The 12,391-nt window shown below is 63.2% G+C and carries 13 protein-coding genes; 5 read left to right on the top strand and 8 right to left on the bottom strand.

The window, feature by feature from the left end; translation table 11 throughout:
- Positions 1–74: 74 nt before the first annotated feature.
- From IHE39_RS13945 to IHE39_RS13970, 6 genes are all read right to left on the bottom strand, one after another.
- The gene (locus tag IHE39_RS13945) at positions 75–1,097 is read right to left on the bottom strand and encodes a putative 2-aminoethylphosphonate ABC transporter substrate-binding protein (protein ID WP_184774584.1); all 1,023 of its coding nucleotides are present in this window, start codon (positions 1,095–1,097) and stop codon (positions 75–77) included.
- Positions 1,098–1,361: 264 nt separating this feature from the next.
- A complete protein-coding gene (locus IHE39_RS13950) occupies positions 1,362–2,201 on the bottom strand; it encodes an EamA family transporter (RefSeq protein WP_184774582.1) in 840 nt (279 codons plus the stop codon).
- 159 nt (positions 2,202–2,360) lie between these two features.
- Positions 2,361–3,818 carry a phosphonoacetaldehyde dehydrogenase gene (gene phnY, locus IHE39_RS13955; RefSeq protein WP_192566864.1) on the bottom strand — a complete coding sequence of 486 codons (1,458 nt, stop codon included), beginning with the start codon at positions 3,816–3,818 and terminating at the stop codon, positions 2,361–2,363.
- A gap of 13 nt (positions 3,819–3,831) precedes the next feature.
- Positions 3,832–5,088, bottom strand: a complete 1,257-nt coding sequence (gene phnA / locus IHE39_RS13960; RefSeq protein WP_192566865.1) for a phosphonoacetate hydrolase — start codon at positions 5,086–5,088, stop codon at positions 3,832–3,834.
- Between the two features lie 30 nt (positions 5,089–5,118).
- Entirely contained in the window at positions 5,119–6,321 is a 1,203-nt protein-coding gene (locus tag IHE39_RS13965) for a 2-aminoethylphosphonate--pyruvate transaminase (RefSeq protein WP_184770917.1), read from the bottom strand.
- Between the two features lie 132 nt (positions 6,322–6,453).
- Positions 6,454–8,121, bottom strand: coding sequence for a Na/Pi cotransporter family protein (locus IHE39_RS13970; protein ID WP_192566866.1), 1,668 nt, complete (start codon positions 8,119–8,121; stop codon positions 6,454–6,456).
- Between the two features lie 142 nt (positions 8,122–8,263).
- On the opposite strand from IHE39_RS13970, the gene IHE39_RS13975 reads away from it, so the two are divergent.
- The 3 genes from IHE39_RS13975 (at position 8,264) to IHE39_RS13985 (ending at position 9,817) form a co-directional block, all read left to right on the top strand.
- Positions 8,264–9,133 (top strand): LysR substrate-binding domain-containing protein, encoded by an 870-nt coding sequence (locus IHE39_RS13975; RefSeq protein ID WP_192566867.1) that lies wholly within the window; start codon positions 8,264–8,266, stop codon positions 9,131–9,133.
- 51 nt (positions 9,134–9,184) lie between these two features.
- Positions 9,185–9,406 (top strand): hypothetical protein, encoded by a 222-nt coding sequence (locus tag IHE39_RS13980; protein WP_192566868.1) that lies wholly within the window; start codon positions 9,185–9,187, stop codon positions 9,404–9,406.
- A gap of 237 nt (positions 9,407–9,643) precedes the next feature.
- Complete coding sequence (locus tag IHE39_RS13985) at positions 9,644–9,817, top strand: hypothetical protein (protein WP_184770921.1); 174 nt, start codon at positions 9,644–9,646, stop codon at positions 9,815–9,817.
- A gap of 24 nt (positions 9,818–9,841) precedes the next feature.
- Here IHE39_RS13985 and IHE39_RS13990 read toward each other — a convergent pair whose 3' ends face one another.
- Together IHE39_RS13990 and IHE39_RS13995 are read right to left on the bottom strand one after the other, a co-directional pair.
- Entirely contained in the window at positions 9,842–10,225 is a 384-nt protein-coding gene (locus IHE39_RS13990; RefSeq protein WP_184770923.1) for a YciI family protein, read from the bottom strand.
- 105 nt (positions 10,226–10,330) lie between these two features.
- A complete protein-coding gene (locus tag IHE39_RS13995) occupies positions 10,331–11,242 on the bottom strand; it encodes a LysR family transcriptional regulator (protein WP_192566869.1) in 912 nt (303 codons plus the stop codon).
- 138 nt (positions 11,243–11,380) lie between these two features.
- Between IHE39_RS13995 and gstA the strand changes: the two genes are divergently transcribed.
- Both gstA and IHE39_RS14005 read left to right on the top strand, forming a co-directional pair.
- Complete coding sequence (gene gstA / locus IHE39_RS14000) at positions 11,381–12,007, top strand: glutathione transferase GstA (RefSeq protein WP_192566870.1); 627 nt, start codon at positions 11,381–11,383, stop codon at positions 12,005–12,007.
- A 2-nt stretch (positions 12,008–12,009) separates the two neighbouring features.
- On the top strand, positions 12,010–12,339 hold the full coding sequence (locus IHE39_RS14005; RefSeq protein WP_184770929.1) for a DMT family transporter: 330 nt from the start codon (positions 12,010–12,012) through the stop codon (positions 12,337–12,339).
- The last annotated feature ends 52 nt before the right edge of the window (positions 12,340–12,391 follow it).

Below are 12,391 nucleotides of genomic sequence, written 5' to 3' on the forward strand. Positions count from 1 at the left end.
GTAACCATCCGGCTTGGGGGCAAGGGTGCGGGCGCAGCACAAGGCGGCGCCCGCATGTCGAGGCTGGCTGAAGGTCAGCTCTTCGGCTCGGACTTCGAGTCGTAGCGCTTGGTCCATTCCTCGAGGATGGTGTTGCGGTTGTTGGCCGCCCATTCGAAGTCGTTCTTGATCATCCTGGCTTCGATGTCGGCAGGAAGGTGCTGCACCGGCTTGGCGACGCCGGGCATGGCGACGACCGCATAGCCGACATTGTACATCTCGTTGGCCTTCTTGGTGACCGACCAGTCGAGCAGGGTCTTGGCGGCTTCTTGCTTGGACGTGCCGGCGACGATTGCCGACGCTTCCATGTCCCAGCCGATACCTTCTTCGGGGATGATGATGTCGATGGGCGCACCTTCAGCCTTCGACTTGGCGGCGCGGAACTCGAAGGAGATGCCGACCACCGTCTCGCCTGCGGCTGCCATCTTGCACGGCTTGGAGCCCGAATGCGTGTAGGCGGCTACGTTCTGGTGCAGGCCGTCCATATAGGTCCAGCCGTCCTTCTCGCCGAACAACTGCAGCCAGCTCGATACGTCGAGATAGCCGGTGCCTGACGATGCCGGGTTCGGCATCACGACATGCCCCTTGTATTCGGCCTTGGTGAGATCCTTCCAGCTCTTCGGCGCGGTCAGGCCAAGTTTCTGGCCTTCGACGGTGTTGAAGCAGATCGAAGCGGCCCAGGCATCCATGCCGACCCAGCTTGGCGGGCTGTCGCTGTCGACGAAATTGGGCTTCAGCTGGTCAGCCCCCTTGGGCGCATAGGCTTCCAGCATGCCCTCGGACTTGAGAACCAGAAGCGATGTGGCGGCGAGGCCCCAGACCACGTCGGCCTGCGGGTTGTCCTTCTCGGCGAGCAGCTTGGCGGTGATGACGCCGGTGGAGTCGCGGATGAAGTTCAACTTGATGTCGGGATGGTCCTGATTGAAGGTCTCGGCATAACGCTTGAGGTCTTCCGCCTCGATAGCGGTGTAGACCGTGAGCTCGGTCTCCGCCCAGGCCGCCGATGACATCAGCATCGCCGCGAAGGCGGCAAGCGCGAAGGTTTTCTTCTGGTTCATTGAATTGGCTCCCATTTGAATCGCTTAGGCACGTTCTGATTGGGAGAGGTCTTGTCGGGTCGCGTTTTCAGCTGTGCCCGTTTTGCGCCTCGTCCATGGTCGATAGTGGGAACGGGCGTTCAATAAGTAAAATCTATTCTTTTTATGATCTGGTAGGCTGAGCTTATGTGATGCACAGGGTTACGACAGGCATGTGACAGGGTTGCCGCATGCTTGTGCATCGCTGCTAGTTTTCTGTGCCGAGAAGCGAAATTTGCCGAACTGTCAGCCCGAAAAGGCGAGCGCAACAACGCCGCCGGCAACGATGGCGGCCGAAACGATGCGGGCCTGCCAGGGTCGCTCGCCGAAAATGAACAGGCCGATCAGGGCCGCGATGATGACGCTCGATTCACGCACGGCCGAAACCGCGCCCAAGGGCGCGATGGTCTTGGCGTAGATGACGAGGCCATAAGCGGAGACCGCACCCAGGCCGCCGACGAGGCCTAGCATGACGGTCTTGCGGTCGATGGTGTGGGTCGTTCCGCGCCGCCGGAACAGCACGAACAGCGTCACCGGAAATTCGAGCAGGAACAGCCAGCCCATATAGCCGAACGGGCTGTCGGACAGGCGCACGCCGATACCGTCGATGACCGAATAGGACGCGATCAGCACACCGTTGATGGCGGCGGCACCAACCGCCCGCGGATCGGCATGGGCCGCACCACGCTGGAAGGCGAGGAAGGCGATGCCGAAGGTGATCGCGCCAAGCCCGAGCCAGCCGAGCGGCGGCAGTGTTTCGCCGATCATCACATAAGCGCCGAAGGCGACAAGCGCCGGCGCCAGGCCTCGGGCAATGGGGTAGACTTGGCTCAAGTCGCCCAGGCGATAGGACTGGAACAGGAAGACGTAGTAGCCGTAGTGGATGACCGTCGACAGGAAGATGTAGATCCAGCTCGCCTGCGACGGCGGTGTGGCGAAGAACACCAGCACGAGCCCGAGCGTGGCATGCGTGGCGGACACCGCTGCCAGTACGACGGCGCGGTCCGTCGCCGCCTTGACGACCGCGTTCCAGCTCGCATGCAGCAAGGCTGCCACCAGCACGATGGTAAGGGCGAAACCGGACATCGGTCAGGCTTTCGAGGTGGGCAAGCGAAAAAGGGGAGAGGGCTGCGATCCGGTCAAGCTCGCCCCGGCAGTTGGCAATAGCATTTCCCCTCCAAGCAAATGAGGGGGCGCCAGGCCCCCTCATCGACACTCATCTGATTTGCCGGCTCAAGACAAGGCTCAGGCCCACGGCAAAGAGAATGTCTTGACGTTGGTGAAGCTTTTCATGGCTTCGATGACGCCTTCCTTGTAGCCGTTGCCGGAGTCCTTGATCCCGCCAAAAGGCGACATCTCGATGCGGTATCCCGGGACTTCCCAGATATTCACCGTGCCGACCTGCAGGCCGGCGATGTATTTCTGCATGCGCCGGAAGTCGTTGGTGCACACACCTGACGACAGGCCGAAGGCGGTCGAGTTGGACAGCGCGATCAGCTCGTCGTCATTGTCGGGCGCGCGCACGATCGGGATGATCGGACCGAAGGTCTCTTCCATCACCAGCTCAGAGGTATGCGGCACGCGGTCGACGACGATCGGCGGCAACAGCGCGCCCTTTCGGCCTGGGTCGTAGAGCACTTCGGCACCTTGTTCGGCGGCCATGTAGACGCGCTTTTCAAACAGCGCAGCAGCCTTCTCGTGCACCACGGTGCCGAGATCGGTACTGCGGTCCATCGGGTCGCCGAACCTGATCTTCCTGGCCCGCTCCAGCACCATCGGCACGAAACGGTCGGCAACACTTTCCTGGCACAGGATGCGCTTGACCGCGGTGCAGCGCTGGCCCGAGTTCTTGGTGGCGCCAGCGACCGCCAGATCGGCTGCCTTGGCGAGATCGTCGTCGGAGAGGTCGTTGAGGATGATCAGAGGATCGTTGCCGCCGAGCTCCAGCACCTGACGCTTGTAGCCGGCGGTGCGGGCAATCAGCTTGCCCACCGGCACACCGCCGGTGAAGGTGATCAGCTCGATATTCTCGTTGGTGATCATCTCGGCGCCGATGTCGGCGGGCATGCCCGTCACGACAGACAGCATCTCCGGCGGCAGGCCTGCCTCGTAGAGGATGTCGGCGAGGATCAGCGCCGTCATCGGCGTCAATTCCGTCGGCTTGACCACGACGCAGTTGTTGGTGGCGATTGCCGGTGCCACCTTGTGCGACACCATGTTGAGCGGATGGTTGAAGGGTGTGATTGCCGAGATCGCCTTCAGCGGCTCACGCGTGGTGAATATTTTCCGCGCCTTGCCGTGCGGCGTGAGATCGCAGGAGAAGATCTGGCCGTCGTCCTGGATGCACATCTGCGCCGACAGCGTGAATACGTCGTAGGCGCGGCCAACCTCGTACAAGGAGTCGGCCTTGGAGATGCCGAGCTCCAACGTGATGATGTCGGAGATCTCTTCCTTGCGCGCGGCAAGGGCTTCGGCCGTGCGGAACAGGATCTGCTGACGCTCGTAGCGCGTCAGCTTCGGCTTGTAGTTGGCCGCGATCTCGAAGGCCTGGCGGGCGTGCTCGGCACGCCCCGCCGGCACCGTGCCGATCACCGCATCGGTGTAGGGGTAGTGGACGTTGACGACGCCATCGGCATCGACCTTGCGTCCGGCGATGCGCATCGGCTCATGACGCACCTTGAACGTTGTTTCAGCCTTGACCATCACAGGTCCTCCCTCAGGCCAGTGCCGCCGCCATGGCGGCATAATAGAACGCATCGAAGTTGCGCAGAACCGGCTCGTTGGGCAGCGACGGCAGCTTGCGGTTGACGATGAACGGCACCGCCTGTTCGGTCAGGCCGCCATGCGAGCGCAGCGGCTCGTTGAGCGCTGCCAGATCATGGCGATGCTCGCTGGTGCCGATGGTCTTGTTTTCAGTCGACACCAAAACGATGTCGCCGATGCGGTCGGAGGGCAATTCGAAGCGCTCGCAGGCGGTGGCATTGTCGATGACCACGTCGATGCCTTCGATGGCGGCGAGGCGCTTCATGATGCCGGCCTGGTCGGCACCTTCGGGCAGATAGGCGGTGGCAAACGAGCCGAGCGCGCCGTGATGGACGACATAAGGATCGGTGATCGGCAGGATGACGCGCGCTGCGTCCTTGCCGAGCCACTCGTCGAGCAGGTCCTGGACATAGACCACGTCAGGGGTGCCGTCGGCCTTGTGCTTGGGCTTCATGCCATGGTCGGCGGTGATGACGATGGCAGCACCGAGCGCGTCGAGTTCGCCGAGATACTTGTCGAACATCTCGTAGAAGGCGTTGGCCTGCGGCACGCCGGGCGCATATTTGTGCTGCACGTAGTCGGTCGTGGTCAGATACATCACGTCAGGCTTGAATTCCTTCAGCAGCTTGACGCCGGCGGCAAATACGAACTCCGACAGTTCGGCCGAATAGACTTCCGGCACCGGCTTGCCGAGCCAGGCCGAGGCATTGTCGATGCCGTGCTCGGCCTTGGTCGAGACATCGGACTTTTCCGACGAAAAGCAGATGGCGCGGCCTTCGTCGAACTTCAGGCCGCTGCCGAGCAGGGCGCGCAGCTTGTCCTTGGCGGTGACCACGGCAACGCGTGCGCCGGCATCGTAGAAGGCCTGGAAGACGGTCGGCGCGCGCAGGAAGCGCGGGTCGTTCATCATCACTTCCTTGCCGGTCTCGCGCTCATAGAGATAGTTGCCGCAGATGCCATGCACGGCCGGCGGCCGGCCGGTGGCGATCGACAGGTTGTTGGGGTTGGTGAAGCTCGGGATGACGCTGTGGGCGGTGCGCTCGGTGCCCTTGGCGCGGATCTTCACCAAGTTCGGCATCAGGTCCGCCTTGATCGCTTCGTCGAGATAGGCCGGCTCGCAGCCGTCGAGGCAGATGGCAATTGCCGGCACCCGCGGCCATTCATAGTTGCGGCCGTTGGCGCTGACGTTGATCGTGCTCATCTTGTTCATGGGGGGAGGTCCTTTGTGATCTTCTTGTTGTCAGGCGGCGAGCTTGGCGCGCTCGGCGATGGCAGCTGCTGGGGGAGCAGCGGTATCGACGCCCATTTCGCGCAGTGACTGGCCGGCAGCCTCGACCACCTTGCGCATGACATGCTCGTCCATCCGCCCGATGCAGCCGACGCGGAAGCTGTCCACCACCGTCAGCTTGCCCGGATAGATGATGAAGCCCTTTTCCTTCATCAGCTCGTAGAAGCGGTCGAAGGAAAAATCCGGATGAGCCGGGTTGAAGAAGGTGACGATGATCGGCGACAGCCAGCGGTCCTTGAGCAGCGTTTCGAAGCCCAGTTCGCGCATGCCAGAAACCATGACGTCACGGTTTCTGGTGTAGCGCGCGCCGCGGCCGGCAACGCCGCCCTCGACCTCGTGCTGACGCAGGGCTTCAAGGAAAGCCGCCACCACATGCGTCGGTGGGGTGTAGCGCCACTGGCCGGTCTTGTTCATGTGCGCCCACTGGGCATGCACGTCGAGGCTGAGCGAATGGCTGCGGCCCTTGGCGGCCTCGAGCTCACTCTTGCGGGCGATGATGAAGCCGAAGCCGGGTACGCCCTCGATGCATTTGTTGGCGGAAGACACCATGGCCTCGTAGCGCACGTCGCCGACTTCGAGCGGGATGGCACCAAAGGCGCTCATCGAGTCGACCAGGAACTTGCGGCCCTTGGCGTAGACGGTCTCGGAGATCTCGGCGACCGGGTTGAGGATGCCGGAGCTGGTCTCGCAATGGACCAGGATGACGTGGGTGATGGCAGGGTCGGCGTCGAGGGCTGCAGCCACCTCATCACCGCGCGGCGGCATGTAGTCGCCCTTGTCGATGGCGACGTGGTCGCGGCCGAGATAGCCGAGCGTCTGGACGATGCGCTGGCCGTAGGCGCCATTGACCAGCACCAGCGCCTTGCCGTCACGCGGCACGAACGAGCCGAGCATCGCCTCGACGGCGAAGCTGCCGCTGCCTTGCATCGGCACGCAATCGAACTCGCCGTTTCCGTCGCCGAGCATGGCGAGCAGACGCTGGCGCATCTCTGATGTCATCGCCCGGAAATCGCCGTCCCAGGAGCCCCAGTCGCGCAGCATCGCCTGCTTGACCGCATAGGAGGTGGTCAGCGGCCCGGGGGTGAGCAAATAGGGCTCGCCCAGGGCCGGAGCGGGGAAGGGGGCCTGAGCCGCAAGCTTGTGTTCGGACAGCATTTCTTTTCTCCTGGCCGTCTTGGGGATGTCTTGTTCGGCTTCACATTGCTGGCAGGCAATCCATATGTAAAATCGTTATTTTGTATCCACCTATAATCCGAAACGATGATGCCTCCATGACGGGCACTCCGACTAGGCCGTCTTGGCAAGCCGGCTTTCCAGCAGGTCGCCGCTCTGGGTCAGGATCGGGTAGGCGACCGAGACCAGCAGCGAATTGAACTCCTTGAGCGCGCGCACGGCCTCGAGATGGATGTCGCTGGTCTCGATGCTTTGCGGCGTACCCGACTGCAGCCGCTTGAGGTGGCGCTCGTGGCTGTCGCGCTCCAGCCTGCGCATGCGTTCCTTCTCGACCACCAGCTGGCGCGCCGCTTCGAGGTCGCCCGATACCAGCACGTTCATGGCGATCTGCATGTTGGCAAGCACACGGTCGTGCAGGGCCGTCAGTTCCGACCAGCCTTCCCTGGAGAAGCTCAGCCTCTTGTCGTTCTTCTCTTCGGCCAGAACCAGCAGGTTCTTGGCGATGATATCGCCGGCATGTTCGAGATTGATGGCAAGGTCGGTGAGTTCGATGCCGCGGCGCGCCTCGTCCTGGCTCATCGTGCCTCGATTGACCTCGGCGATATAGAGCTTGATGTCGGTGTGGGCACGGTTGACCTCCTCGTCGAGCCGGCGCAGCTGCCCCACGCGCGCCTTGTCGCCGCTCTCGAACAGCTCCATGACGGGCCGCAGCATGATCTCCACCGTCTCGGCCATGCGCAGCACCTCGCGCGTGGCACTGGCCAATGCGACACTCGGCATCTTGATGACGGTGCGGTCAAGCGCGCTCTTGCGCCGCGACATCAGGTCGAATGCTTCCTCGCCTGCCGGTGCGTCGGGCAGGATCAGCCGCGCCAGCTTTTCCATCACCGCGGTGAAGGGCAGGCAAGCGACCAGCAGAGTGACATTGAAGCCGAGGTGCATGTTGACCACCTGCCGGGCCGCCGTTTCGCCGAACCAGGCCATCGGCAAGGTCGCTACCTGCAGGCCAAGCAGGATGACGACCGCCGCCGTTGCCCGGAAAATCAGGTTGCCGAGCGGAATCCGCCTGGCTTCGATCGCCTGGCCGCGCGTGAGCCCGACAGCGACCAGCCCGGCGCCGAGGTTGACGCCGAGGATCATCGGCAGCGCGACTTCGGCCGGCAACACGCCTTGCGCCGCCATCGACATGAACAGGAGCACGGACGCGACGCTTGAGTGGACCAGCCAGGTGAACAGGGCCGCTGCGCCAAAGGCCGTGACGGGATCGCTGCGCAGGTAGTCGACGGCCATCGGCAGCAATGCGCTGTGGCGCATCGGGGCGGTCGCCTCGCCGACCATGCGCAGCGAGATCAGGATGAAGGCGATGCCGAGCAAGGTGCGCCCGGTCTGCTTGACAATGCGGGCCTCGACCTTGAGAAACATCGTTGCGCCGGCAAACAGCAGCAGCGGCACCAGCCACGAGAGATCGAAAGACAGCGCCTGCACCACCAATGCCGAGCCGACGTCGGCGCCCAGCATCACGGCGAGCCCGCCCGAGACAGACATCACGCCGGTGGCGGCGAAGCCGGCGGCCAGCACCGCGACCGCGGTGGCGCTCTGCAGCATGACGGCGAGCACCGTGCCGGCCGCCGCCGCGCGAACGCGGCCCTTGGTCGCGCCGCGCAGCGCCTCGCGCAACAATACGCCATGCGCACGCTCGACGCCTGTGCGCACCATGCGCACGGCCCAGAGCAGAAGCATGATGGCGCCCGCCAGCTGCAGCAGGATGTACATAAGATGCATGGTGCCGTGCCTCCCGACGCGCGGCGCGCAAGGGTGGCGCCTGCCCTATCCTCGGCATGGCCAGCCATAAATCAAATCGTTAGTTTTGATATTTCTATCGGCTCAGTTTATTGCTAATCTACCCTGACGTCAGGGAGAAGGCATGCGCTACGTTCAGCTTCGAGCTTTCCATTATGTCGCGATTTGCGGCGGCTTTTCGCGCGCTGCCGAAACGCTGTTTCTCACTCAGCCGGCCATTTCCGATCAGGTGCGCAAGCTCGAGGAGGAATACGACGTCCTGCTGTTCAACCGTCACAAGAAGCAGGTGACGCCGACGGTGGCCGGCCAGCAACTGCTCGAAATCACCCGCCGCATGTTCGACACTGAGCAACAGGCATTGGAGCTTTTGTCGGAATCGCGCGCGCTGCGCTCGGGCACGCTGCGCATCGTGGCGGACGCCGCCCACCACCTGCTGCACATACTCGGTCAGTTCCGCCAGAAATATCCCGGCATCCAGGTCTCGGTCCGTGCCGGCAACACCGAGACGGTCATTTCCAGCCTCTACAGCTACGAGGCCGATATCGGCGTGCTTGGCGAAATCCCCACAGGCCGCGATTTCGAAGTGGTGAACCTCAACTCGACGCCGATCGTGGCCTTCGTCTCGACTGATCATCCGCTCGCTCAGGCCAAGTCGCTGTCGCTGCACGAACTGTCCCTGCTGCCACTTGTCATGCGCGAGCGCGGCTCCAAGACCCGCGCCAAGCTGGAGGACCTCGCTTCGAAGGAAGGCTACGAGTTCAAGCCGGCGATAGAGGCGGAAGGCCGCGAGGCGGTGCGCGAAATCGTGGCCTCTGGCGCCGGCATCGGCTTCGTGTCGGCCGCGGAGTTCGGCCAGGATGCGCGGCTGGTGCGGATCCCCATCGCCGCACCGGAGATGCTGATGGACGAAGCGCTGATCTGCCTCAAGGAGCGCAGCGGCGGCAAGCTGGTGCGGGTCTTCCTCGACATCGCCCGGACGATGGCGGCGGCATAGCGAGGCCGTTGCGCCGGACCAGGGGGATGCTAGGCTGGTCCGCATCCGAACTTGGGAGGTGCTGAAATCTCAGAGACGGTCATCCTCTCGATCCTGCTGCTCTCACTCGCCTTTGCGCTGGGCTTCGCCCTCCCAGGCGGCAACGACACGATGCTGCTGTTGGGACTTCCAGCAGGCGCTGAAGATGCCGTGCTGGCCTATCTGCTGTTTGCCGTATCGATTGCAATTCTGGTCCGTACTATCGGCTCGTCGGCTCAGGCATGGTCGAGATGAGCGACCAGGCTTAGCCAATCCCAGGTCTAGCCGGTTCAAGACGATGGACCGTGTCACTGGTACGATCACATCCAACTCAAATTTCTCTGGTGTGAAACAAGATTTCATGCTAGGAAATAGATGACTTCGGATCAGATCGGCAGAGCGACCGTCATCCGAAGCTTCGCATACTCAGCAACCGAACCGTGTGCTGAAGCCGTCAGGCTTCAGGCGGGTAGTTATTGACTGGCGATGGTTATGAAGACCGCATCGACCCTGCTTCAGCTTCTGGCACTCAGCGCATGCCTCGCAGCGCGGTTGATCTGCGCCGGCGACCTTCAAATGCCGGGCGTTCGCCGAGCCATGCAGACAATGGCGGCAAGCGGACAACCAGCTATTGCCGAGTACCTGGGGCAGTCGATGCCGGTATGAAACGCTCCGCGAAAAGGCGACGCGCTAATTCTCCTCTCGCGCTGCAATCGGAGTACCTGGAAGATAGAGCGTGATTGGCCTGATCTCATAGACGGCCGTCGGATTGGCGGAGCGCAACTCGCGCGCGGCAGCGACCGCCGCGTCGATCGTCGGGTAGTCCACGACATAGAAGCCGAGCAACTGCTCCTTGGTTTCGGCAAACGGACCGTCGGTGACCAGACCCAGCCCTTTCCCCCTCAAGGTCACCGCGCTCTCGGTCGCCCCCAACCGCGCCGCCGGACCCAGACGCTTCTCCCGGACGAGGCGATCGTTGACCTCCAGCAGATCCGTCATCAGCGCCGCGTCTTCCTCCTCGGTCCAGGATTCGACCACGCCCTCGGCGTGATAGGCCAGGATAGCGTACAGCATTGCTGTTCCTCCGTTCTTGCCGCACCTTTCGACTTCGGCCAAGCGAGCCATTGTTTGGTTCTGACTGCAAGTGGCAAAAACCTGCCCGGCTGCCACCCACTGGCATCACAAACTTCGCCCGCCTTCAAAAAGTCCCCGCTCGCGGACCAGTCCCTCGCCAACGACGTCGAAGAACGCGCGAACACGGGCGGTGCCCTTGAGATCGGAATGGGTGACGATCCAGAGTTCGCCGGCGAGTTCCTCGATCGGCTCGGCCAACGCGCGAACGAGTCCCGGCTCGCCGTCACCGAGGTAGCAGGGTAGGAGCGCGAGCCCTATGCCGGCCCGTGCCGCCACCGACTGGTTGACCAGGCTGTTGGTGCGGTAGACGACGTTGTCAGCCGGGACGTTCCGGTCCAGCCAGTCGGCAGCCATGATGCCGCCCGCCGTCTCTTCCCAGCCGACCATTGCGCGACCGTCCAGTTTGTCGGGACATTCGATAATACCGCCATGGACATCGAGATAGTCCTGCGAAGCAAACAGGGTCCAGGCGACGCTTGAGAGTTTCCGGCCCCAAAGGTCGCCTTCTTTCGGCCTGATGGGCCGCAGCGCCACGTCGGCCTCGCGGCGCGACAGGCTGAGAATGCGGTTTTCGATGGCCAGCTCGACGACGATGCCGGGATGGACGGCGCGGAACGCGGCCAGATGCTTCGTCAACCTGCTATAGGCAAGCGTTTCCGACGAGGTGACGCGCAGCCGTCCGGATAGCCGGCCGTCGGCCCCGGCGATGTCGCGCGCCAGCGCCAGCGCTTCGTCCTCCATGCGCTCGGCCGCCGCCGTCATGCGTTCACCCGCCGGGGTCAGCTGGTAGATGCCGCCGGGCAAACGCTCGAACACGCGTACGGCCAAGCGCTGCTCGAGCGCGTTGAGCCGGCGAAAGACAGTCGAGTGGTCGATACCAAGCAGCGGCGCTGCCAAGGTGAGGCTGCCGGCGCGGGCCACTCCCAGCACCAGCCTGAGTTCGTTCCAATCTTCCATTGGCGCTTTCTAGCATGGCGCAAGCTTGCAGTCATGCAAGCGCGATTGGCAAAGAACCAATGAGCGTTGCGATTACGCAATCCCTAGATTTGTCCCTGGAAGCAGCGACCACACGGTCAGAACCCAACAGGACAGATCATGAAACTCTACTACGCCACCGGAACCTGCTCGCTTTCGCCCCATATTGTGGCGCTCGAAGCCGGTATCCCGCTCGACGTTGAGCGGGTCGACATCTCCAGGAAGCCGCATGTCATCGGCAACGGCCATGACTTCACCAAGGTGAACCCGAACGGCTATGTGCCGGTGCTCGAACTCGACGACGGTTCGCTCCTGGCCGAGGGCGCTGCGATCGTGCAATACCTTGCCGACCTCAAGCCGGAATCCAGGCTTGCGCCAGCGGCCGGCACGCGTGATCGCTACCAGCTACAGTCCTGGCTCAACTACATCGCCACCGAACTGCACAAGATGTACAGCCCCTGGCTGTTCCACCCCGAATATGGTGCCCAGGCGCAGGAGGTGGCGCGCGGCAAGATCGGCGAGCGTCTTGCCTATGTCGAAAGCCATCTGCAGGGCAGTGGCCCCTATCTGATGGGCAACACCTTCACCGCCGCCGACGCCTATCTCTTCACCATCGTCGGATGGTCGGCCTATGCCAAGGTCGATCTTTCCGCCTTCCCACAACTGCGCGCCTACATGGATCGCGTCGGCGCCCGGCCCATGGTGCGCGAGGCGATGGTAGCCGAAGGCATGAAGCGCGCGGCCTGATCATGAGTCAGGGACTTGCCTGGACCCTGCTGCTGGTGGCCGGCGTGCTCGACGTCGCCTGGGCGGTGTCGATGAAGTATGCCGACGGCTACACGCGGCACGGCTGGTCGGTGGTCTCGGTGCTGTTGCTGGCAGCCTTCGTCTACTTGCTCGGCAAGGTTCTGGAGGTGTTGCCGGTCGGCACCGCCTATGCAGTGTGGACCGGGATCGGGGCTGCCGGCACCGTCATCATGGGCGTCGTGCTGTTCGGCGAGACCCTCGGTCCGCTGAGGCTGGGCGGCGTTGTCGTCGTGCTCGCCGGCATCGCCATGCTCAAGCTCGCGGAAGCCTGACACCGAAGAAAAGCCCCTCTGGCAACGGGAGGGGCAGTCAGGGGAGGGGGCT

Origin of the sequence: Aminobacter carboxidus, assembly GCF_014863355.1 — a bacterium.
Taxonomy (GTDB): Bacteria; Pseudomonadota; Alphaproteobacteria; order Rhizobiales; family Rhizobiaceae; genus Aminobacter; species Aminobacter carboxidus.

Coding starts and splice junctions, on each gene's coding strand:
- IHE39_RS13990 (WP_184770923.1), bottom strand. CDS start 10,225: ATGCTGTACGCTATCCTGGCCTATCACGCCGAGGGCGTGGTCGAATCC.
- IHE39_RS13970 (WP_192566866.1), bottom strand. CDS start 8,121: ATGCATCTTATGTACATCCTGCTGCAGCTGGCGGGCGCCATCATGCTT.
- IHE39_RS13995 (WP_192566869.1), bottom strand. CDS start 11,242: ATGGAAGATTGGAACGAACTCAGGCTGGTGCTGGGAGTGGCCCGCGCC.
- IHE39_RS13975 (WP_192566867.1), top strand. CDS start 8,264: ATGCGCTACGTTCAGCTTCGAGCTTTCCATTATGTCGCGATTTGCGGC.
- IHE39_RS13950 (WP_184774582.1), bottom strand. CDS start 2,201: ATGTCCGGTTTCGCCCTTACCATCGTGCTGGTGGCAGCCTTGCTGCAT.
- IHE39_RS13945 (WP_184774584.1), bottom strand. CDS start 1,097: ATGAACCAGAAGAAAACCTTCGCGCTTGCCGCCTTCGCGGCGATGCTG.
- phnA (WP_192566865.1), bottom strand. CDS start 5,088: ATGAACAAGATGAGCACGATCAACGTCAGCGCCAACGGCCGCAACTAT.
- IHE39_RS13985 (WP_184770921.1), top strand. CDS start 9,644: ATGAAGACCGCATCGACCCTGCTTCAGCTTCTGGCACTCAGCGCATGC.
- gstA (WP_192566870.1), top strand. CDS start 11,381: ATGAAACTCTACTACGCCACCGGAACCTGCTCGCTTTCGCCCCATATT.
- phnY (WP_192566864.1), bottom strand. CDS start 3,818: ATGGTCAAGGCTGAAACAACGTTCAAGGTGCGTCATGAGCCGATGCGC.
- IHE39_RS13965 (WP_184770917.1), bottom strand. CDS start 6,321: ATGCTGTCCGAACACAAGCTTGCGGCTCAGGCCCCCTTCCCCGCTCCG.
- IHE39_RS14005 (WP_184770929.1), top strand. CDS start 12,010: ATGAGTCAGGGACTTGCCTGGACCCTGCTGCTGGTGGCCGGCGTGCTC.